Raw genomic sequence first — 20374 nt, forward strand, 5'->3', positions numbered from 1 at the left:
ATGACCACCTGGGCGGCGCTCCTCGGCATCGGCGTCGGCCTCGGTGTGCTTCTCCTCGTCACCGGCTGGCACGCCCCTGCCCCCGACCGGGCGGCCCGGTCGTCGCGACGCGCACGGGAACACCGTGGGCCGACGGTGCGGCGCGCGGTGCCTGCGGTCGGCGTCGCCCTCGCGGGGTCGGTGCTTACCGGGTGGGTCGTCGGCGGAGTCCTGGCCGGGCTGGCCTGCTACGCACTGCCCCGACTGCTCGGCCGCGACCCCGACCACCAGCGGCGAGTCGCCCGCGTCGAGGGCATCGCGACCTGGACCGAGCAGCTGCGCGACACCCTCTCGGCCGCCGCCGGGTTGGAACAGGCGATCCTGGCCACCGCCGACCTCGCCCCCGTCGCCATCCGACCACAGATCGCCGCGCTCACCGCCCGGCTGCGCGCGGGAGAGCGACTGGCACCGGCCCTGCGGCACCTGGCCGGCGACCTCGCCGACCCGACCGCCGACCTGGTGATCGCCGCGTTGATCTCCGCGTCACAGCAGCAGGCCCGCCGACTCGCCGACCTCCTCGGGTCCTTGGCGCTGGCGGCGCGGGAGCAGGTGTCGATGCGGCTGCGCATCGACGCCGGACGCGCCCGGACTCGCACCTCGATCCGCGTCATCGTCGGCACCACGCTGGCCTTCGCCATCGGCCTGGTCGTGCTCAACCGCGACTACCTCACCGCCTACGACACCACCACCGGACAGCTGGTCCTCCTCGGCGTCGGCGGGCTCTTCGGCGCCGGGTTCGCCTGGCTGGCCCGGATCGCCACCGTCATCGAACCTGCTCGCGTCCTCACCGCGACCGCAGATCACACCCGGTCCGAACACGGGGTCCTCTCGTGACCGCCGCGCTGTTCCTCGGTCTCGGCCTGGGTCTGGGGCTCTGGGTGATCACCCTCTGGCTTGTCCCGCCGCGTCCCGCATTGCGAACGCTCCTGCACCGCCCGGACAGCGGTCCGGTCGACCCGGATTCCGGAGGCGGCGGCGGGTTGGGGTGGGCCGGTCTCGTCGGCCGTCCGGCGGCGCGCGTGCTGCGGGGCATCGGGCTGCCCGGAGCCCGACTCCGCCGTGACCTGGCCGTTCTGGACACGCCGGTCGCCGGGCACCTCGCGGAGAAGGCGGTCCTGGCCGCACTCGGGCTGCTCACCCCGGGACTCGTGCATCTCCTGCTGGCCTTGCTCGGAGCGGCCCCGCCGTGGCCGGTGCCGATCGTGGCGGCCGTCGTGCTCGCCGGGATCGGGTTCGTCGTACCCGACCTGCGCGTCGGTCGGGAGGCCGCCGCACGACGCGAGGAGTTCCGCCACGCGCTGTCGGTCTACCTGGACCTGGTCTGGATCACCCTCGCCGGGGGAGCCGGCGTCGACAGCGCCCTGCACCAGTGCGCCGCCATCGGCCACGGCTTCGCCTTCACCCGTCTCCGCCGGGCACTGGCCGACGCCCACCTCATCCGCAGCACACCCTGGGCGACGCTGCAACGCCTCGGCGACGACCTCGACATCACCGAGCTGACCGAACTCGCCGCCACCATCTCCCTGGCAGGCCACGAAGGCGCCCGGGTGCGCACCTCCCTCGCGGCGAAAGCCCAGGCACTGCGCACCCGGCAACTCACCACCGCCGAAGGCCAAGCCCAGGCCGCCACCGAACGCATGTCCCTGCCCGTCATGGCGCTGTTCCTGGGATTCCTGGTGTTCATCGGCTATCCCGCGCTCACCCACGTCCTGACCGGACTCTGACCGATTCCCGCTGTTATCCGAAACCGTGACCAGCAGAAACGGAGCCACACCGATGCTCACCTATCTCAACCTGTTCACCGAGGGCCTGCGCGATCGATGGCAGGCGCTGCACCGCGACCCGGATGCCGGGTATTCCACCGAGACCGTCGTCGTGACCGCGCTGCTGGTGGCCCTGGCCATCGCCGTCCTGGCCGTCCTGGCCATCGCCGTCATGAACCGTGCCACCAGCATCGACCTCGGCGTGTGACCCCGTGCGCACCTCCCCACACGCCGACGCGCACTGTGCCCCGGCTTCGAATTCGACCCCACGGCCGATCCGCCGACGGGTCCGCGACGCCTTGTCCGGTGAGTCCGGCGCGGTGTCGGTGGAGCTGGTCATCGCAACCCCGCTGCTGCTACTCGTGCTGCTGCTGATCGTGCAGTTCACCCTGTGGTCGCATGCCACCCACCTCGCTCAGGCCGCCGCCTCCCGAGGCCTGGCCGCCGCTCGCATCCACGAGGCCACCGCCGCCGAGGGCCACCACGCCGCCAGCAGCCTCCTGGACTCCCTCGGCACCGCCACCCTGACCGAGATCAGCATCGACGTCGACCGCGACACCAACCTCGCCTCCGCACGCATCACCGGTCGGGCCACCAGCGTCGTCCCCGGCCTGCACCTTCCCGTCCGCGCCGCCGCCAGCGGCCCGGTCGAACGAGTCGTCCCCGCCGTCCCGGGAGCGCGGAACGGCGGGGAGAGCCGATGACACGCCACGGCCGGGTCTTCGACCGGACACCTCCACCACCACGCCTCACCAGGACCGGCCGTTGGTGGCGATCTGATCGCGGGTCGGCGGCCGTGGAGGTCACACTGCTGACACCCGTGCTGATCATGCTGCTCGTGTTCGTCGCCGTGGTGATCCACCGCGGCGTCACCGCCCGTCTGCGTCTCGACGACGCCGCCCACCAGGCCGCGCGGGCAGCCAGCATCGAACGGTCGGCTGCTGGCGCGCGAACAGCAGCGCGCACCGCTGTGACAGAGACCCTCGGCTCCGGCGACGTGGTCTGCCAGTCGCCGAACGTCGAACTCGACACCACGGGGCTGACCGCCGGCGGTGCCGTGACGGCGACGGTGACCTGCACCCTCGACCTCGGCGACGCCCTCCTCCTGGGAGTTCCGACACGAACGCTCTCAGCGTCGGCCACCGAGGTCGTCGACACCTGGCGAGCCGCCAACACCACCCAGACGACAGGAGACAGACGATGAGCCGACGTGCCCGACATGCCCGCCCGACCTGGTGGGACCGCCTCCGCACCTGGTGGCGAGGCTGGTGGACACGAGAGGAGGGCCGGGTGACCGCCTTCGTCGTCACCCTCGTTCTTGCCGTCCTCACCCTGGCCGGGCTGGCGTTGGACGGCGGCCTGGCCTTGGCCGCCAGTGTCCGCGCCGCCGGTCAGGCCCAGTCCGCTGCCCGTGCCGGCGCGCAAGCACTGGACCTCGCGGCCTTCCGCGACAGCGGGACGCTGCGGCTCGTACCCGCCCGCGCCGCCGCCGACGCCCACGATCACCTCGACCGCGTCGGAACGACCGGAGTCGTCTCCGCATCCGAGGCGGAGGTCACCGTCACCGTCACGGACTCCCATCGCACGCAGTTGCTGAACCTGATCGGGATCTCCGAGCTGCCTGTGCGCGGCGAAGGAACAGCACTCCCCGAACGCGGCGACACCGCCCCCCAGCCCTAACAACAGACCACCCGTCCATCCCGCACCAGGTCAGGCGGCGGAGGCACGATGTGATCAGACTCGGCAACGAACTCAGAAGGCTGCTCGCCGCGACAGGCGCCCTGGCCGCGTTGATCGCGCTGCTCTGCGGGGTGCCGTGGGCCCTGGTTCGCTACATCGGCTGGCCCCTGCCCGACCGCCTGCCCAGCCTCGCCGAGATTCCGGACATGCTGCTGAGCCCGATGACCACCGGACTACTCCTCGATGTCCTGGCCTGTCTGTGCTGGCTGGCCTGGGGCGTCTTCCTCCTCGACGTCGCCCGCAGCGCCGTCCACGCCGTGGGCGGCGTCCACCGCCGACCCCGACGGGGCGGGCCGAGACACACCGTGGCCGCCGTCCTGGTCGGCGTACTGATCGTCGCGGTCCTCGGCGGACGAGCACCGCCGACCTCGACGCCCGCAGCTCCTGTCGTGGCAGCTCTGCACGATGACGACCTCCGAGGTAAGCCTTCGGTGACCCTCGTCGGGATGCAGGACGCTGCCTCTTCTGCGGACGAACAGGCTCGGCCCACCACCGTGATCGTGCGGGCACCACAGGACGGCGTACACGACTCGCTCTGGCGCATCGCCGACCGCACCCTCGGCGACGGGACCCGCTGGCCCGACATCTACGCCCTCAACGAAGGGACCAGTCAACCCGGCGGGCGAGCCCTGACCAACCCGGCGCTGATCCATCCCGGACAGGAACTCCTCCTTCCCCACCACACCGCGTCCGACCACCCTCGGCCCGACAGCCACCCGCCGGAAAGCCCCGACCGCACCCCGGCACCACCGCCGGCGCCGCCCTCACCGCCACATCTCGACGCAGAACCAGACCGGGACCGGGACTCGGCAGACGCTCCCTCGCCCCCGACAGCACCCGGCATCGCGCCTCCGCCGACCGACCGCCCTCCGGAACCATCGGCGCGCGATCAACCGTCGGCGCCTCCGCCAGCGGTGTTCGTCGGACTCGGCCTGGCCGCGGCGGTCAGCACGGCGTTGCTGCTCGCTCGGCGTCGGCACCGTCGGTCGTACCGGCCCGGCAGCGGCCGTCGTGAGGTCCTGCCCGTCGCTCCCGTCGTCTACCAGCTGCACCTCGCCCACGTGCGTACCGACACCCCGGATGACGCCGCGGGCAGCGACCTCGACGAGCTGTTCGGCGGCCGGGTGACGCAGGCGGTCGCCCTTGGCTCCGCAGCCCGACAGACTCACCCGCCGGGCGATGTCCACGGCACGCCGCTGGGAATGCGCGACGGCCGTGAGATCGCCGTGGACCTGGCCCGCACCCGAGGACTCGGCCTGATCGGCGTCGGCGCGCCCGCCGCCGCACGAGCCCTGCTGCTCACCCTGCTCACCGACCGTGCGCCGCAGGACGTCCGCCAGGAACCGACCCGCGTCCTCTTGGCCGCACCCGACTTGGCCGCGTTCCTCGACCACCACCCCGGGCACCGTCGGCACCACGGGGGTCTCAGGGTGGTCTCCGATCTGGACGCGGTGCTGGACGAGGTAGACACCGAGATCCTGCGGCGTCTGCGCAGCGAGCCGCCGCCCACCGGCTGGCCGCTGCTGGCGCTCCTGGTGCGCGTGCCGGACCGTGCTGTCGGCCGGGTGCAGGCCGCGTTGGACAACGGCGGTCACCTCGGGATCGTCGGGATCATCCTCGGGTCGTGGCCGGCCGGGATCACCGCGTCGCTCACCACCGACGGCATCGTCTCGGCGACCAACCCCGGGCCCGGCAGACGACTACTCGGCACCCGGATGTTCCGCCTGACCACCGAGTCGGACGCCACCGACCTGCTCGCCCTGTTCCACCCCGCCGACCCCGACCCCGAGACGTCCTGGGTCGACCGGTGTCCCGAGCACGACGACCCCGACGACGATTCCCGTCTACGGGACGTCGATGCGCTGGAGGTCACCGCACCACCGCCCGCCGCGCTCGACCCGGCACCTTCGAGCGACGCCGATGCGGCACCGGAGTCGACGTCCCGGGAGCCCTCGACCTCCACCTCGGCGGCGTCGGACCCCGCCGAGGAGACCGTCGTTCCCCTGCGCCTGGTCGTCCTGGGCGCGCTGCGCCTGCACTGGCGTCCCGACGCGACCGACGAGCAGGCCGGCCGCGAGATCCTCGCGGACCTGTCACCCCGACAGCGAGAACTCCTGGTGTTCCTCGCCGTGCACCCGCAGGGAGTCTCCCGCGAGCTCCTCGTCTCGACACTCTGGACCGCAGGTCCCCCGCGCAGGCCGACCAACGCCCTGAACACGGCACTGACCCGACTGCGCACAACGCTCGGTGAGGCCACCCACGGGTCGATCACCGAGGTCGTCGTCCTGCGCGGCGACCGCTACCACCTCGACCCGAGAAGCATCGACGTCGACTACTGGACGTTCAGCGAAGCCGTGGCGGCTCGACGTGTGGCCGCCACCGACCGCGACCGGGTGGACGCCGATCGCCGCATCCTGGCGTGTTATGCGGGTCCACTCGCCGAGGACCTCGTCGGTGACTGGGTCGAACCCGTGCGCGAGGCCGCGCGCCGCGACGCGCTGGACGCAGTCGCCGCAATGGCCCGCGCCACCGTCGCACACGACCCCGAAGAGACTCTCGACCTCCTCGAGAACGCCCGCACCATCGATCCGCACAATGACCTGCTCTACCGCGACATCATGCGACTACAACACCGCCTCGACCGCCCCGAGGCAATAGCCCGCACACTCCAATTACTCACGACCCGCCTCGCCGAGATCGGCGAGACCCCCAGCCCCGAGACCCGCGATCTCGCCGCCCGACTTCAACACCACCGCGACACGACGCCACCCGATTCCATCGCCGAGATGACGCGGACGGAGAGAGTCGTTCACCGGGCACAACGCGGTGACGGCACCAGAGAGTCACCGTTGTGACTCAGCCTCGCCATGCCAATCGACGTCGGCGACACCGTCGCGGACGGCGCGGGCCCGCACGATGACCTGCTCATGCCGACCAGCCCAGTCCACGACCGCACTCATCGCCGACACGAAGTCCCGAGCCGCCGGAGTCAACCCGTAGCTGACATGCGGAGGGAAAACCTCAGACTTCTGACTTCGAGTCAACAACCCCTCGTCAGTCAACTTTTTCAAGACTTTCGTCAGAATGCTATCGTGCAAGACATCCAATCGATTAGACCATTCCACACTCAGCGAATACGAACGAATCGTGGACAGTATCTCCACCCGCCGCAGAGGGCCAGCCGACACCGCCATCAGCACGGCCGGCACCCACTTGTCTCCCAGCAACGAACGCACCGCATACCACCGCGACAGGAAGAGCTCGTCCGCCTCGTTCATCGCCACTCCCGTCCCGTGCCCACCCCCTGCGGGGAACCCACATCCTCGCCCCTCGGCCGAACGAGTCATCCTCCCGGCGAGCACAGCCCGCCGCCACACGATCATGACCAGCCCAGACCAGCAGGGATGCCGATCGGGATACCACCAGGGAAGCCAGCAGGGAAGCCAGCTGAGCCGGCACCACCCGACACGACTCCACCACCAGGTCACACCCCGTGCCGGGGGTACCACGGCCATCCCAGAGTCCTCCCCGCACAGGAAGGTGAACACATCGGGGCAGCCGCGCGGGACCAGCCCCTCCCTCACCGGCCTTCTCCCCACGACTTCTGACACTACTCACCTTTCATGCCCTCACTTCACCGAATACTCCCTTCATTCCCCATTCCTTCGAATTAACCAATTGAATCATCGGATCGAATGCCGCGAAAGGAAACCGCCCCCGACCAAGGGTAATACAAACAACGGAACGGAGACAATGCCACACGCCCCCATTCGGACACATGGCGAATTGCGGCGGAAAAATCTCGAAAAGAGTCATGAAAATCGGGGTTCGTCCGGTTGCATTCGCCGACCAACAGAGCTATCGTTAAATCACAACAACGGGAACGGAAAGCACCGAAAATCCACGAATGGCGCGCAATCATGGCACGTCGAATGCACACTCGGCGCGATCCGCCAATTATTGAATGGGGGAAACCATGTGTTTCGCCGACACCCTCACCGAAACCGACGACACGGTGACCGCGTACTGCTACTGCGGTTGGGTCGAATACGGACACACCCAGGAATCGGCTGACGCCGCCGCCGAATCCCACCAGAACTCGACGGAATAACCGAATACCGGCCTCGACCGCCACCCGTATCGCCACAGCCCCCACCGTGCCTCGCACATTCGACCCTGCCCGTATCACACCCCGCGCTGAACGCTGAACGAATCCCGACCGCCGGAATTCATCGAAGGAGATCGACGTCATGGATATGAACGAGGCCTTCAACGAGATGCGTGACGCCACCAATTGGTGCCTGCTCGCCGAGCCCGACGACGACCCGCAGCTCTGGATCGCCGAGGCGAAGCGCGCGCTGGAAGCGGTCAACAGCTTCCACTTCTCGTGCAGTTGGGAGTGGCGGCGCATGGATCGCCGTTCCTGATTCGCCGCCGGCACCTCACCCGAGGCCCCCGCACCACGACCGAAGGGATTTCGTGATCATGAAGCTCACCGTCGGCATGTTGATCGACCAGCTCACGGCGTTCGACCCGGAGGCGTCGGTGCGTCTGGCGTTCCAACCCGCCTGGCCCCTCGAGTACGACGTGGAACGGGTGACCGGATCCCACACGCCGCCTGGCGACGACGACCTCGACGACGCCCCCGGGGTGGTGTGGATCGGACAGGGCGACCACATCGGATACCTGCCCGAAACCGCCACCGACGCCATGGGGTGGCAACGCGACCAGGACTGAACCGGCCGCCGTTCGGCCGTCAACGAACGGCCGAACGGCGCCCGCACCTCGGCCCGTTCGCCATCCCACCGCACGAGATCGAAAGGACGACACGCGATGACCACCGCACCTCCGCCACCGGTTCCGTCGGCGACATCCGCCGCGACCGTTCCCCGGCCGGCGGGTGCTCGGTTGCGCAGCGGTGAGCTCCGCCGACAGGTGGCCGCCGTACTCGCCGACCAAACCGAGGTCGATCACACGCCGCGCACCGTCGCCCTCGCGTTGGGTCGGTCGGCCGGCGCGGTCGCGAACGCCTTGGCCGTGTTGGTGGACCGGGGTGAGGCCGCGCAGACGTCGACGACACCGGTACGGTTTCGGGCCAACGCTGCCACGGCAGCCGCCGCGACGGCGGCGCACACCGGGGGCTCGGGGTCGCCGCGTCGGTCCCGCGCGACGGCGCCGCCCGCGCCGGCCACGGGTGCCGGGGTGGTGTCGGGGCCGGTGACACGGCCGAACGGGCAGACCTATCACCCGCGCACCGTCGCGGGGATGCCCGACGTCACGGCGCTACGCCGGTTGCGTGAGGCCGGGGTGCCTGCGTTGTTGTACGGCCCACCCGGCACCGGGAAGACGTCGGTGGTCGAGGCGGCGTTCCCGGATCTGATCACCGTCGCGGGTGACGGTGACACCACGGTGGCCGACTTCGTCGGCGAGTACACGCAGACGCCCGACGGCCGGTACGTGTTCGTCCACGGTCCCCTGATCCGCGCGATGCGTGCGGGCCTTCCCCTGTTCATCGACGACGCCACCCTGATCCCGCCGACCGTGTTGGCCGTGGTCTACCCCGCGATGGACGGACGCCGCGAGATCGTCGTGAAGGCCTACGGCGGCGAGGTCGTGCACGCCGCCCCCGGGTTCTACACGATCGCCGGCCACAACCCCGGTGTTCACGGCGCGGTGTTGTCCGACGCGTTGGCGTCCCGGTTCGCCGTACAGATCCAGGTGTCCACCGACTACGACCTCGCCACCCAGCTCGAGATCGACCGGCGCGCCGTGCGCGTCGCGCGCAACCTCGCCGCCCGTCAGGCACGCGGTGAGGTCGGGTGGGCGCCGCAACTCCGTGAACTGATCGCGTTTCAGCGGATCGCCGACGTGTTGGGCAGTGATGCCGCCGCCGGGAACCTCATCGGCGCCGCACCGGAGGAGGACCGCGACACCGTTGGCTTGGTGGTGCGCGGGGTGTTCGGCAAACCGCTGGAGCCGCTCGCCCTCGGTGCCCGCATCTGACACGCCCGGCCGACCCCGTCGAGGAAGGACACCCGTCACCATGACCACCCACCTGATCAGCGACCCCACCGTCCCTGGCACCGCCGTGTTCCCCGCCGCCCCCGGCTGGCTCACCCTGTCAGCCGCGATGACCGAGGAGGTCCCGGTGATCGCCGACCGCGACGACCTGCTGGTCACCATCGCCCCCGGGGCCGGACACGGCGGACCGGCGTGTTTCCTCCACGCCCACGCCGTGATCGAGGTCGACGGCACCCACCTCGGCGCCGTCGACCCCGCCACCGCCACACCCCACCGGATCGGCGACCGCGCCCGCTATGCGACCGCCTGGGGGCTGCTCACCCACGAATGCGCCCACGCCGCCCACAGCCGATGGGACCCGCCACCCGGCGCCAAACCGAATGCCGCCACCGCCGCCACCCTGCTGGAAGAGTCGCGCATCGAGGCCGCCCACCTACGGCGCCGCCCCGACGACCGACACTGGCTGCGCGCCTCGACGATCAACCTGATCCTCGCCGACCTCCCGGCCGCCGACCCCGCCCACGGTCCCGCGATGACCGCCCACGACGCGGCACAGGCCGCCGCATTGTTGCTGGCACGCACCGACGCCGGGGTCCTGACCGCCACCGAAACCGCACCGGTCGCGCGGGCCGTGGAGTCCGTCCTCGGGAAGGACGTCCTCGCGGCGTTGCGCGCGGTGTGGTGTGAGGCGTTCGGCGTCGCCGACGACGACGCCGAGGCCATGCTCGACCTCGGCCGCCGATGGTGCGAGATCATCGGCACCGACGCCGACAGCGACCCCGACGGCGACCCCGACCCCGACCCCGACGGCGACCCTGACCCCGACGGCAACGGCAACGGCAACGGCAACGGCAACGGCAGTGACATGGCAACCGACCCGGATGCCGCCCCGGTGCCCTCGCCGCTCACCAGGGCGATCACCACCAGCCTGGCATCGGTGGCGCGGGCGGTAGCGGACGAGGCTGGACCCGTCGATCCCGCCGACGCGACGGCGACACCCGCCGCCGACCCGCTCGCCGACACGGTCGCCCAGCGGGTGTTCGCCACCGACGGGCCGCGCGACGGGCGCACCGCCACGACCGGTACCCGGTCGCCGACCGCCGCCGAACGTACCGCCGCCCGCACCATGGCACGCGCGCTGAACACCGCCGGGATTCGGGAATGGGTGGCCACGAAGACGACCTCGGCGACCCCGCCCGGGCGGCTGCGGATGCGCGGGGCGCTGGCCGCCGACGCACAACGCGCCGCCGGGGCGCTGCCCACCGCCGAGCCGTTCACCCGCACCACCCGCACCACCGTTCCCGCACCACCGCTGCGGCTGGGCATCGCGTGCGACGTGTCCGGATCAATGGACACGTTCGCGGGGCCCGTGGCCTCGACGGCGTGGATCCTCGCCCACGCCGCCCGCCACACCCGGGTGCCCGCCGACACCGCCACGGTGATCTTCGGCAACCACGTGCGCCCCATCGTCTACCCGGGAACCGCACCCGCCAAGGTCACCGAGTTCGACGCCGACGACGACTGGGAAGCCGTCGACAAGGCCCTCGACGCACTCGACGGCGCCCTCGGCCTGTCCCACCCCGGCGCCGCCCGCCTGCTCGTCGTGATCTCCGACGGCTACTTCCAGGACGAACCCCGCGCCGCAGGGCAACACCGCGTCGACCGGCTGCGCGCCACCGGCTGCGGCGTGTTGTGGCTGTCCCCCAACAACTACGCCACCCCGTTCAACGGGGTGACCGTCCACACCGTGACCGACCCCACCGCCACCGCGCGCGCGGTCGGACGCGCCGCCACCGCCGCCCTGCACGCCACCCGCTGAACTCCGGCACACCAACCCGGCCACCACACCGAAAGGACTATCGATCATGGGAATGGCGCTGTTCGTCGTCGGACGCGGCGACCACGCCCGCGCCCTCGGCGCGGTCGTCCTGTACATCCCGACCGGCGAAAACCCCGGCCCGACCCCCGAGGTGATGAACACCCTCCCCGAAGGCCAGGCGGTCCTCACCGTCGACGCATTCGAACGCGCCGTGACCGACCTGCTCCCGGCATGGCGAGACGCCTGGCGGGGAGAAGCCTATCCAGGGTTCGACGACGAGTTCGACTTCGTCTACGCCTACGACGACGACCGGATCCTGTTCTGGCGAGACCACACCTGGCACGACATCACCGCCACGTGACCAATCTCGACACCTGGCTCACCCGACACGGGATGCGACCCGACGGTTGGTGACCACCTCCACGACCTACCCACACCCGCACCACGACCGAGGGGAACCCGTGATCCGGAACGGTCACCATCCAGCCCCCGAACCCGCACCGACCCGACAAGAACAGGAAGGACCAACACTCGTGATCGACAACGACGCGGCGGACTTCTACCTCGGGCGGGGAACCGACGCCCGCTGGCTCGGATCACTCGCGACCGACGGAGACCCCGCCTCGATACTGCCCGGCTACGGACTCGACGTCGTCCGCGACGCCTCCGACTACTTCGCGACCCTCGCCCGGCTCCTCCACGACAGGGAGGTCGACGAGCCTTTCGGCGCCCACCCCGTGAGCTGGGGATGGCCGTGGCCCTACGAGACCAGCGCGGTCACCGGCTGGACCTACGCCTGGGACGGCGGACTCTGGATGTCCCGCCTCGGATCGGCCTGGACCCGCATCAGCCGCGATCCCACCGAGTTCGGTGCCGCCGAACCGATGTTCCCGACGATGCTCCCCGCGACGACACCCGCCACCTCCTACCTGGACGCCGCGCGACCCGGCCGGGTACACGGTTGGGCCTACACACCGACCGCCGACTGGCCGCTGCCCGAGGTCGCCGCCGCGATCCTCACCCTGCTCACCCTCCGCGCGCACCACCCCACCGTGGCCCACGATCGCGTCCGTCTCCGCTACGCCATGACCCTCGACCCCGACACCCGCGTACTCCAGGTCGACTGCCACGGCTACACCGACGCCGACCTCCGCGACACCAACGGAAACACCCTCGTCCGCCCGCACGAGGCCGAGGAAGACGTGCACCGCGCCATCGCCGAATTCGGATGGCACCACCCCGACGACCCCACCGACCGGCGACTGCACCCCATCGTCCGATGCCTCGACGAAGCCACCCAACAAGCACGTGCCCAGACGATCGGAACCGTCACCATCGCACAAACCTGACCCGAAGCCCCCGCCCACACCCCGCGCCGCCACCGGAAGGACGTGTGGTCCTGGGCACCGGCCAGCTGTGGTGGCGGCCGGCACCGACCCCGACAGCACAGACAGCGACCCCACGCCCGACCCCGACGCCGCCCGCCTGTTGGTCGTGATCTCCGACGGCCACTTCCGGGACGAACCCCATGCCGCAGGACAGCACCGCGTCGACCGGTTGCGCGCCACCGGGTGCGGCGTGTTGTGGCTGTCCCCCGGCGACTACGCCACCCCGTTCAACGGGGTGACCGTCCACACCGTGACCGACCTCACCGCCACCGCGCGCGGTCGGACGCGCCGCCACCGCCGCCCTGCACGCCACCCGCTGAACCCCGGCACACCAACCCGGCCCCCACACCGAAGGATTATCGATCATGGGAATGGCGCTGTTCGTCGTCGGACGCGGCGACCACGCCCGCGCCCTCGGCGCGGTCGTCCTGTACACCTCGACCGGTGACAACCCCGGCCCGACGCCCGACATTATGAACACCCTCCCCGAAGGTCAGGCGGTTCTCACCGCCCCCACCGTCGAGGCATTCACCCGCGCCGTGGTCAACCTGTTCCCGGCATGGCGGGACGCCGAGCTGGGTGCGGCCTATCCCGGGTTCGACGACGAGTTCGACTTCGTCTACGCCTACGACGACGACCGGGTCCTGTTCTGGCGAGACCGCACCTGGCGCGACATCACCGCCGCCTGACCGGTCGCGACACCACCGACCGCCGGCCGGCCCGGCGTGGCACTACCCGCGCCCGATCCGATGACCGCGCCCACCCGCCGACGGCGCCACGCCGAACGGCCGACGACGCCCCGTTGCGTTCCCATATCGACCGGTGCCGACACACCGCCGCCACCGGCATACCCGCCCGGAACACGGGCGTCCGTGGCCACCACCGCCACGTGAGCGGCGCACACCACAGCCGTCTCATGTGGACGTTGTTGATCAGCGGCAATAGCGGATTACGCCATACGGGCCGTTCCCGCCAGCCACGGCCACATCGGGTTGACGTCGGCGCGGCAACCAAGCGTCCATACACATCGCCGTACGGCACCGACCCAACACACACCAACACGAACGGAGAACCCGATGACCACCACACCCACACCCACGCCGACCGCCACGACCGACGAACCGACGCGCAACCCCCGCCTAGTCACCCTGATCGACACCGAGGCCGACGTTCCCCCATCCCCGCCGCCGATGGGCATGCCCGCCGACGCCGAGGGCCTGTTGATCACCTGTGTCGACGTGGACACCACCTCGACGAACCTGACCGTCGAGCCGATCCTGTTCGAGGCCCACTGGCTGCACACCCTGCGCCCGGCCCGGGACGTCGAGGGCGACGTCGTGATCCGGGTGCACACCACCGCATCCGACACGCACGTGGACATCGAGCTGCTCGTCGCCTATCAGGGCCGGTGGGAGCAGGCCGGGGTCTGGAACGGACTCGACACGACCTGGCCCGTATACGTCGCCCGCACCGTCTCCCTGATCATGCGGCTCGACGGCGACGCCGCCAGGCCCATGCCGAGGTCGACCCGACCGGGACACACCGACACCAACTGAGCCGCAAACTCATCGGCCGGAACCCGGGCACACGAACCCGGGTTCCGGCCGAACGGTGTCCCGCATCGCATCGAAACGACACCGCGCCCGAAGGCGCTCACGTCGACAACACCCGCAACCACCACATTCGCAGGCACGTCACCGACACCGCCGACGCCCGGACCACACGTCACCGGCGCCGGGGCGTGCGGCCGGACATCGCAATGACACCCGGTGCCCCGTGCCCGCCCCGTGACGGTGGCCGCACCCGGTGCAACACGGCGGGAACCGGAAGGTGCGCCGATGCCGCCGAACCGCCACGCGACGGTTCCGGGCGAGGCGCGTGCCATCGCGGCATCCGTGCCGCGACACGGCGCCCGACGAGGCGCCACCGCACGCACGACCCGCGTACGGCGAACGGGCCGTCCGGGGCAGGGCCGCACACCACGGCCCGGTCGTAGGCGTTGGGCCGATACCCCGACCGGGGCGACACGAACCCCAGTACCGCGCCGTCGACGTCGGCAGGGCGAGGCGATCCCGCCCACCACACCACTACCGGACCGCACCGAGCGCGCACGTCGACGGCCCGACCCAACCCCGAATGACCGGGCGGCGCCGTCCGTCCGGTCGAGCCGCCCGGCGCACCGGCGCGGGCCGGCGACGCCGCGCGTGTGGTCGCGCCGGGATCGCCGACGGATTCCACCCGATGCCCGCGACGTGATCCGTCTCATCGGTCCGCCGGACCCGGCACCGTCACGAACACCGCCGACAGCCGGACGGGCGTGATCCCGGCTCGCTGTCATCCGCCGGGATCACGCCCGAAACACCCTCCGCCGTATTACCCTGCCCGCGATCGATCCACCTCGTCGAGGCGATCAAGGACTTCGGGCAGGTCCCTCGTCAGGTGTTCGCAGAACGTCCGCAACGCCTCCATTCGTCGGCGCCCCGCCACCCCGTCGGCACCGACGTGCTCGATGCCGCGCCGCGCCGCATCCCCCATGACCCGCAACGCCGTACTGAACGTCGCCATCAGGCGCAGGCCGACCTGGTCCGGACACCGGTACCGCCGTGATCGGGTCCCCGGTGTCGGAACCTCCTCGATCAGGCCACGCTGGGCGAGCACGTCGACGGCCGCCCACACCGACCCGCTTCCGACCTGGAGATTTCCCGCTATCTGGACGGCCGTGATCGCCTCCTCGTCCGTGAGCAGCAACCCTGCCAACACCCGGGCGGGCATGCGCCGCAGGTCGAAACGTGTCAACGCCAACGCGAGATCCTCGGTGGCCTGGAGATCCATCATCCGTCCTTCCGTTCCCGTTCCTGTCGGTCGCGACAGGCGGCGGGTGCCGACCACAAGGCGGCACCCGCCGTGATCACCGATGCCGTTCGGGGTCACGCCGTCGGCGCGTCGCCCTCGACGGCCTGATAGCGCTTCGGGGATTCGGCGACCCGCCTGGCGTAGCCGTCGGCGACCAACCTCTCCAGTGCGTTCGCGACGGCCCCGCCCGACCGACCCAGCCGCTTGCCGAGCTGGGCCGGCCCGAACGACTCACCGGGGTGCGCGGTCAGGTAGTCCTCGACCATCCCCCGGAGGGCGCCCTTCGCCAGTCGACCCGTCGGTCCGGTCCGAGGCGTAGGGGCGGTGTCGGTCGACGACGGCGCGGGCGGCGCCTCCTCGATCGGAACGTCGGCCTCGGCGGGGGTCGGGTCGGCGGCGGTGTCGGTCGGCGCGTCGGGCACGACGGCCAGCCGGACTGACATCACCTCCTCGCCCGACGGAGTCGCCCCGTCGCCGTCGGAATCGGAATCCGACCCGCTGTCGGTGTTCGTGTCCGGCTCGACGTCGGTGTCGGTGTCGGCGGGTCCGTCGACGTCGATGACGCTCCACCGGTCGGCGGGGCGCCGACCGCCGGTGGCGATGCCGGCCGTCCTCGTGGCGCTGCCCTCCGTATCCCACGTGGCGAGGATCTTCGTCGCGGTCGACCGGCCGATGCCGGCGGTGAACGCGAGGTCGGCGGCGGTCGATCCGGGATTGTCGTGCAACGCCCGCCACAACCGGTGCTCCGCATCGGTGCGGCGACCGCCGGGAACGGCGTGCAGGCGGGTGGTGTTCGTGGTGTCGGGCATGACGGCCACTCCTTCGTAAAGAGGGGTTACGGGTCATGCCCCCGGGGGCGGTGCAGCCCCCGGCGCGCTACCGGTCGAAACGGGCTACGCGTCTATGAACGCTTCCATCACCGCGACGAGTCAAGCCCCACACCACAACACAACCGTCTCATGTAGACGTCCGTGATCAGCGGCTATAGCCGATTGCGCCATCCCGGTCGTCCCGTCACATCCGGCCGCATCGGGCTTGACGACGGCGCGCCACGACCACGCGTCCATACACATCGCCGTACGACCTCGACCAGCACAACCGACCGCGAACGGAGATCCCGATGACCACCACACCGACCCCGCCCATCACCGACCAGCTCACACCGTCGAACTGGGACAGGGACCCCGGACATAGTGGTCCTGTTCGACGCCGACCCCGACGTGGTGTCCCCGACGCCGATGGGGATGCCCGCCGACTACGAGCGCCTGATGATCACCTGCATCGACGTGGCCACCACCCCGCCGGGCCTGACCGCCAACCCGATCCTGTTCGAAGCGGCCTGGAACAAGACGTTCCCCCGGCAGAGGATGTCGACGGCGACGTCGTCGTCCGCGTGCACACCACCACATCCGAAACACACGTCGACATCGAGCTGCTGGTCGCCACCAGGGCGTATGGGAACAGGCCGCAATGTGGCACGGTCTCGACGACACCTGGCCACGACACATCGGCACGCACCGCCGCAATGATCTTGCGCCTCGACTACACCGTCAACGCACCCATGACCATTCCTGCCAGCCGCCCGGAGCCGATCTTCACCGCCTGACACCCGATCAGACTCCTCGGCCGGAACCCGGATACACGCGGGTTCCGGCCGAACGGCGTCCCCTACACGCGACACCGCCGCCCAACCTGACGAACGCGACTCGATTCACGTTCGGAGATCACCTGTCCGAGGGAGATCCATAACGCTCTCGAAACGTCGGGCCCGCGATGACCTCGCCACCGTGTGAGAGTGACCCGATGCATACTAACTGCGTGCGGACTGCGCTCTTCGGCTACGGACTGCTGACTGTCCCAGAGGTGGAGGCACGACTAGAGACCATCCAGTCGAGGGTGGGCAATGGGCAGTGTCCTCGGTGTTGCGGACGATTGCCCGAGTGGCCCGACACCTCTCACACCATCTCAGACTGCTGCTTGCCGATCTGCAACGCTTGTGGAAATAAAGAATCCACCGAGGAGTTCCGCACCGGGTTTGTGCCACCTATCCCCGAGTGGGACTCGTTGCCTATAGTTCCGCGTCGGATCCGAGTGCGAGCCCGATACGTCTCGATGCCCATTCCCCTCGGTAAACGCACGTGATGTCCGTGCGGAAATCGCCCCGGGACCGCAATCTTCCGATTCCAGGCACCGCGCGAACGCATCTACACTCCCCGCAATCACTCAACCGGAATCGACGCCCCTTCTACAACCCGCACGCACTCTGGCAACGGGGCACCAACGAAAATACCAACGGACTCCTCCGACAATATCTCCCCAAGGGAACCAACCTCTCCACCCGCACTCACGCCGAACTCGACGCCATCGCCGACGAACTCAACAACCGTCCACGCCAGACACTCGACTGGCTCGAACCCATTGAATTCTTCAAAAACCTCCTACTTAACGACGGTGGTGCACCCACTGCTTGACACCAGCCGGGCCTTTATTCCGTCAAATCGTCCACCGGCACCACTCGAATGTCCTTTAGATCCCGAAGCCATACAGTAGATTCCGCATCCCAACCCCGCAGCTCGGCAACTCCAAGCGATGTAACTACCGGAAAATTCTGCGTAGCCAAGAGCCCTCTTGCAGTGAGATGGACAGCGCGGAAATCGACGGAGACGTCCCGCCATTCGACACAAATACGACCACCTCGAGAATCACCTGGATATTGCGAGGCAAGCCATTGAAAATCCCTGAGAGCATCAATGTGATAGATTGAATGATCACTCTCATGAAAGTAGACGGACCACAGAGTTCTATTCTCTCTCGAAAATTCCGCACGCTCCTTCCTTGCCCAGGAACTCTCACCATTAGGCAGGTAGGAAGAAGTCCAAAGCGCCCCTTGAGGCTTCTCCGATATGACAGAGCCAAGCCGGGAATCCAGAGTGCCAACGGATCGGATTTCGCCTGTTTTCGAGAACCAGGATTGCGGACTACTCAATTCCGTCCGCGCAAACCAACCCGCCTTCATGCGGCCCATAATCCGTTCGGCCACGTCGTCCAATTCAGGAGCAATCTGCGGCAGGAACACATCGCGCGAATTCCGGAGGCTTGCAGCAAAGGTTATCTGATGATAAAGATTCACATCGTCCAACCGCCGCAGGCCTTCGAAATCATCCAAAAATTGCTTGCACAGCTCCACCAGAATAGGGCTTTTGAAAGCACCCGAAATGAAATCTTGACTCCTCACGCAGAGTCCCTTCAGTCACGATCAGATACGCCCCGTAATATTGCACTACAAGGTCGCACTTCCGAGACTGAAGGGCTACCTCGGCATCAGATAGTACAGGAGCCGGCAGCGCGGGCATCGCCATCCGCTCGGCGGACCTGTTGAACCTGGCCGCGTTCTCCTCCGGGCGGAACAACGCGATCGCCCCGTTGGCCTGCCGGTAGGCCTTCATGCCTTCGAAGCACGCCTGTGCGTAGTGGAACACGGACGTCGCGGGGGCGAGCGTGAACGGCCCGTAGGGCTCGAGGCGCCCGTCGTGCCAACCATGCTCGGCCGACCAACGGAGTGTGACCATGTGGTCGGTGAAGGTGGTGCCGAACCCCGGCGAGGCCAGGATCGCCGTCCGCTCCGCCTCCGGCACGGGCTTCCCACTCGGACGTATCTCGAAGTCGGCCATCAACGGTTCACCCTTTTCCGCGACGAGACCCGTCTACCTCGGCGCTGCGTGGAGCGCAGCGCCGCATGCTGGCGGGCACGGGCCAACACGTCGCTGTATCGGAAGATGTCGTTGTTCCCGCCGGACAGGACGCACACGACCGTCCCTTTCGGCTTGTGTCGCAGCGGCATTCGCGCCGCGGCGCAGGCCAGCGCACCCGCGGGCTCGGCGATGATGCCCTCGGTCTGGTACAGGTCCACCATCTCGACGCACACCGCGCCTTCCGGCACGAGCACCAGCTCGTCCACCAGGTCCCGGACGACCTCGTAGCCGATGCGACCGACACGGGCGACCGCGGCACCGTCGACGAACGGGTCGAGGTGTGTGAGCGAAACCGGGCCACCGGCGGAAAGCGCGGCTCGCATGCTCGCGGCGCCCGCAGGTTCGGCACCGACGACGTGGACGTCGGGCAACCGGTGTTTCAGCCAGAGCAGCATGCCGGCGATCAGCCCGCCTCCCCCGACGGGCACGATGACGGTGCCGATCCGTTCGCGGCACTGCTCGGTGATCTCGACGGCGACAGTGCCCTGGCCCGCGACTGTTCTGTCGTCGTCGAAAGGGTGCACGAGAACGGCGCCGGTCCGCATGCTGTCCCGCCGCGCGGCGAGGTCGGCATCGTCGAAGGACCTACCCGCGACGGCGGGCGTGACGAAGTCGCCCCCCAGGGCGGCGATCCGCCCGCGCTTCTGGGACGGCGTGGTGGCCGGGAGGTACACCCTCCCCGGGATCCCCAGCTGGCTGCAGCTGTAGGCCACGCCCTGGCCGTGGTTCCCCGCACTCGCGCAGACGACCCCGCACCGACGTTCCTCCGTGCTGAGCGACGAGATCAGGTGGTAGGCGCCACGGACCTTGTAGGAACGGCATACCTGCAGGTCCTCCCGTTTCAACAGAACAGGAACACCGACTTCCGCGCTCAGCCGCGCACTCGGTTCGAGCGGCGTCCGGCGCACCACCCGTCGCAACACGTCGGCCGCACGCGAGATGTCGGAAGGATTCATTCGCTCGGTCCCCACATTTCGCCGCGGTTCGCGGTGGACGCCC

General features: G+C 69.4%; 23 protein-coding genes and 1 pseudogene. 18 read left to right on the plus strand and 6 right to left on the minus strand.

The window, feature by feature from the left end:
• The 7 genes from UA75_RS16580 (at window position 1) to UA75_RS16610 (ending at window position 6397) form a co-directional block, all read left to right on the plus strand.
• Window positions 1-873: a type II secretion system F family protein gene (locus tag UA75_RS16580; RefSeq protein ID WP_075743885.1), complete on the plus strand. Its 873-nt coding sequence runs from the start codon at window positions 1-3 to the stop codon at window positions 871-873.
• Entirely contained in the window at window positions 870-1763 is an 894-nt protein-coding gene (locus UA75_RS16585) for a type II secretion system F family protein (protein ID WP_075741019.1), read from the plus strand. The genes UA75_RS16580 and UA75_RS16585 overlap by 4 nt, the downstream gene beginning before the upstream one ends.
• 25 nt (window positions 1764-1788) lie before the next feature.
• Window positions 1789-2010: a hypothetical protein gene (locus tag UA75_RS16590; RefSeq protein WP_232251078.1), complete on the plus strand. Its 222-nt coding sequence runs from the start codon at window positions 1789-1791 to the stop codon at window positions 2008-2010.
• 91 nt (window positions 2011-2101) lie between these two features.
• Complete coding sequence (locus UA75_RS16595; protein ID WP_232251079.1) at window positions 2102-2506, plus strand: TadE/TadG family type IV pilus assembly protein; 405 nt, start codon at window positions 2102-2104, stop codon at window positions 2504-2506.
• Window positions 2503-3006 (plus strand): TadE/TadG family type IV pilus assembly protein, encoded by a 504-nt coding sequence (locus UA75_RS16600; protein ID WP_083690719.1) that lies wholly within the window; start codon window positions 2503-2505, stop codon window positions 3004-3006. The genes UA75_RS16595 and UA75_RS16600 overlap by 4 nt, the downstream gene beginning before the upstream one ends.
• Window positions 3003-3482 carry a Tad domain-containing protein gene (locus UA75_RS16605; protein WP_232251080.1) on the plus strand — a complete coding sequence of 160 codons (480 nt, stop codon included), beginning with the start codon at window positions 3003-3005 and terminating at the stop codon, window positions 3480-3482. The genes UA75_RS16600 and UA75_RS16605 overlap by 4 nt, the downstream gene beginning before the upstream one ends.
• A gap of 50 nt (window positions 3483-3532) precedes the next feature.
• Window positions 3533-6397, plus strand: coding sequence for a BTAD domain-containing putative transcriptional regulator (locus tag UA75_RS16610; protein ID WP_075741022.1), 2865 nt, complete (start codon window positions 3533-3535; stop codon window positions 6395-6397).
• Here UA75_RS16610 and UA75_RS33930 read toward each other — a convergent pair.
• Entirely contained in the window at window positions 6386-6820 is a 435-nt protein-coding gene (locus tag UA75_RS33930; RefSeq protein WP_198042731.1) for a winged helix-turn-helix transcriptional regulator, read from the minus strand. The two genes, UA75_RS16610 and UA75_RS33930, sit on opposite strands and share 12 nt — an antisense overlap.
• Window positions 6821-7506: 686 nt before the next feature.
• Here UA75_RS33930 and UA75_RS32935 point away from each other — a divergent pair.
• The 9 genes from UA75_RS32935 to UA75_RS16650 all read left to right on the plus strand — a co-directional run bounded on the left by UA75_RS32935 (window position 7507) and on the right by UA75_RS16650 (window position 14326).
• Window positions 7507-7653, plus strand: a complete 147-nt coding sequence (locus UA75_RS32935) for a hypothetical protein (RefSeq protein WP_157434240.1) — start codon at window positions 7507-7509, stop codon at window positions 7651-7653.
• 139 nt (window positions 7654-7792) lie between these two features.
• Window positions 7793-7969: a hypothetical protein gene (locus UA75_RS32940; RefSeq protein ID WP_157434241.1), complete on the plus strand. Its 177-nt coding sequence runs from the start codon at window positions 7793-7795 to the stop codon at window positions 7967-7969.
• A 58-nt stretch (window positions 7970-8027) separates the two neighbouring features.
• Window positions 8028-8279, plus strand: a complete 252-nt coding sequence (locus tag UA75_RS16620; RefSeq protein WP_075743888.1) for a hypothetical protein — start codon at window positions 8028-8030, stop codon at window positions 8277-8279.
• A 96-nt stretch (window positions 8280-8375) separates the two neighbouring features.
• Window positions 8376-9545 carry an AAA family ATPase gene (locus tag UA75_RS16625; protein ID WP_075741024.1) on the plus strand — a complete coding sequence of 390 codons (1170 nt, stop codon included), beginning with the start codon at window positions 8376-8378 and terminating at the stop codon, window positions 9543-9545.
• A 40-nt stretch (window positions 9546-9585) separates the two neighbouring features.
• Entirely contained in the window at window positions 9586-11382 is a 1797-nt protein-coding gene (locus UA75_RS16630) for a VWA domain-containing protein (protein WP_075741025.1), read from the plus strand.
• Window positions 11383-11428: 46 nt separating this feature from the next.
• Window positions 11429-11743, plus strand: coding sequence for a hypothetical protein (locus UA75_RS16635; protein ID WP_157434242.1), 315 nt, complete (start codon window positions 11429-11431; stop codon window positions 11741-11743).
• A gap of 172 nt (window positions 11744-11915) precedes the next feature.
• A complete protein-coding gene (locus UA75_RS16640) occupies window positions 11916-12731 on the plus strand; it encodes a hypothetical protein (RefSeq protein WP_075741027.1) in 816 nt (271 codons plus the stop codon).
• Window positions 12732-13135: 404 nt separating this feature from the next.
• Window positions 13136-13459 (plus strand): hypothetical protein, encoded by a 324-nt coding sequence (locus UA75_RS16645; RefSeq protein ID WP_157434243.1) that lies wholly within the window; start codon window positions 13136-13138, stop codon window positions 13457-13459.
• A 387-nt stretch (window positions 13460-13846) separates the two neighbouring features.
• Complete coding sequence (locus UA75_RS16650; protein ID WP_075741029.1) at window positions 13847-14326, plus strand: hypothetical protein; 480 nt, start codon at window positions 13847-13849, stop codon at window positions 14324-14326.
• A gap of 817 nt (window positions 14327-15143) precedes the next feature.
• Here UA75_RS16650 and UA75_RS16655 read toward each other — a convergent pair.
• Window positions 15144-15605, minus strand: coding sequence for a hypothetical protein (locus tag UA75_RS16655; RefSeq protein WP_075741030.1), 462 nt, complete (start codon window positions 15603-15605; stop codon window positions 15144-15146).
• 92 nt (window positions 15606-15697) lie between these two features.
• Window positions 15698-16432: a MarR family transcriptional regulator gene (locus tag UA75_RS16660; RefSeq protein ID WP_075743889.1), complete on the minus strand. Its 735-nt coding sequence runs from the start codon at window positions 16430-16432 to the stop codon at window positions 15698-15700.
• Between the two features lie 584 nt (window positions 16433-17016).
• On the opposite strand from UA75_RS16660, the gene UA75_RS34585 reads away from it, so the two are divergent.
• A complete protein-coding gene (locus tag UA75_RS34585) occupies window positions 17017-17229 on the plus strand; it encodes a hypothetical protein (RefSeq protein WP_075741031.1) in 213 nt (70 codons plus the stop codon).
• 637 nt (window positions 17230-17866) lie between these two features.
• Window positions 17867-18094 (plus strand): annotated as a pseudogene (locus UA75_RS34590) (transposase); the annotation flags it as partial.
• Between the two features lie 14 nt (window positions 18095-18108).
• Here UA75_RS34590 and UA75_RS32945 read toward each other — a convergent pair.
• From UA75_RS32945 to ilvA, 3 genes are read right to left on the minus strand one after another with little or no spacing between them, the layout of a single operon-like run.
• Window positions 18109-18858: a hypothetical protein gene (locus UA75_RS32945; RefSeq protein WP_157442251.1), complete on the minus strand. Its 750-nt coding sequence runs from the start codon at window positions 18856-18858 to the stop codon at window positions 18109-18111.
• Complete coding sequence (locus tag UA75_RS35175) at window positions 18782-19294, minus strand: hypothetical protein (RefSeq protein ID WP_198044157.1); 513 nt, start codon at window positions 19292-19294, stop codon at window positions 18782-18784. Before UA75_RS35175 ends, UA75_RS32945 begins: the two co-directional genes overlap by 77 nt.
• Entirely contained in the window at window positions 19294-20331 is a 1038-nt protein-coding gene (gene ilvA, locus UA75_RS16675; protein ID WP_083690720.1) for a threonine ammonia-lyase IlvA, read from the minus strand. Before ilvA ends, UA75_RS35175 begins: the two co-directional genes overlap by 1 nt.
• Window positions 20332-20374 lie beyond the last annotated feature (43 nt).

Source organism: Actinoalloteichus sp. GBA129-24, assembly GCF_001941645.1.
Taxonomy (GTDB): domain Bacteria; phylum Actinomycetota; class Actinomycetes; order Mycobacteriales; family Pseudonocardiaceae; genus Actinoalloteichus_A; species Actinoalloteichus_A fjordicus.

What these genes read in the sequence shown, in the direction of transcription:
- UA75_RS16580 (WP_075743885.1), top strand. Translation starts at nt 1, where the DNA reads ATGACCACCTGGGCGGCGCTCCTCGGCATCGGCGTCGGCCTCGGTGTG.
- UA75_RS16600 (WP_083690719.1), top strand. Translation starts at nt 2,503, where the DNA reads ATGACACGCCACGGCCGGGTCTTCGACCGGACACCTCCACCACCACGC.
- UA75_RS16605 (WP_232251080.1), top strand. Translation starts at nt 3,003, where the DNA reads ATGAGCCGACGTGCCCGACATGCCCGCCCGACCTGGTGGGACCGCCTC.
- UA75_RS33930 (WP_198042731.1), bottom strand. Translation starts at nt 6,820, where the DNA reads ATGAACGAGGCGGACGAGCTCTTCCTGTCGCGGTGGTATGCGGTGCGT.
- UA75_RS32935 (WP_157434240.1), top strand. Translation starts at nt 7,507, where the DNA reads ATGGGGGAAACCATGTGTTTCGCCGACACCCTCACCGAAACCGACGAC.
- UA75_RS32940 (WP_157434241.1), top strand. Translation starts at nt 7,793, where the DNA reads ATGGATATGAACGAGGCCTTCAACGAGATGCGTGACGCCACCAATTGG.
- UA75_RS16620 (WP_075743888.1), top strand. Translation starts at nt 8,028, where the DNA reads ATGAAGCTCACCGTCGGCATGTTGATCGACCAGCTCACGGCGTTCGAC.
- UA75_RS16625 (WP_075741024.1), top strand. Translation starts at nt 8,376, where the DNA reads ATGACCACCGCACCTCCGCCACCGGTTCCGTCGGCGACATCCGCCGCG.
- UA75_RS16630 (WP_075741025.1), top strand. Translation starts at nt 9,586, where the DNA reads ATGACCACCCACCTGATCAGCGACCCCACCGTCCCTGGCACCGCCGTG.
- UA75_RS16635 (WP_157434242.1), top strand. Translation starts at nt 11,429, where the DNA reads ATGGGAATGGCGCTGTTCGTCGTCGGACGCGGCGACCACGCCCGCGCC.
- UA75_RS16645 (WP_157434243.1), top strand. Translation starts at nt 13,136, where the DNA reads ATGGGAATGGCGCTGTTCGTCGTCGGACGCGGCGACCACGCCCGCGCC.
- UA75_RS16650 (WP_075741029.1), top strand. Translation starts at nt 13,847, where the DNA reads ATGACCACCACACCCACACCCACGCCGACCGCCACGACCGACGAACCG.
- UA75_RS16655 (WP_075741030.1), bottom strand. Translation starts at nt 15,605, where the DNA reads ATGATGGATCTCCAGGCCACCGAGGATCTCGCGTTGGCGTTGACACGT.
- UA75_RS16660 (WP_075743889.1), bottom strand. Translation starts at nt 16,432, where the DNA reads ATGCCCGACACCACGAACACCACCCGCCTGCACGCCGTTCCCGGCGGT.
- UA75_RS35175 (WP_198044157.1), bottom strand. Translation starts at nt 19,294, where the DNA reads ATGGCCGACTTCGAGATACGTCCGAGTGGGAAGCCCGTGCCGGAGGCG.
- ilvA (WP_083690720.1), bottom strand. Translation starts at nt 20,331, where the DNA reads ATGAATCCTTCCGACATCTCGCGTGCGGCCGACGTGTTGCGACGGGTG.